1 protein-coding gene is annotated in these 211 nt (G+C 46.0%); it reads left to right on the plus strand.

The genetic code is table 11. The features are described from left to right. The coding region (locus LJE08_RS14825) for a threonine/serine exporter family protein (RefSeq protein WP_227403691.1) at window positions 1-211 on the plus strand (211 nt) is incomplete at both ends.

Here is a 211-nt window from a genome sequence, read left to right on the forward strand (position 1 = left end):
CGTGACTCGATGAACGTGGTCTCTCAAAAGCTCAATATGACCTGTTCAGCTGATATTGGTCTGGTTTCAATCGAATATACCTGTATGGACGCCAATAACAGCTATACCCAGGCGTTATCGCTGCCTAATACTGGAGTCAATACGACTAAGCTGAATGCGTTGGAAAGCTTTGTCAAGGAGTTTGACCAACGAGGTGATCACTGGACCGTTG

Source organism: Holdemanella sp. DFI.5.55, assembly GCF_020593575.1.
Taxonomy (GTDB): Bacteria; Bacillota_I; Bacilli_A; order Erysipelotrichales; family Erysipelotrichaceae; genus Holdemanella; species Holdemanella hominis.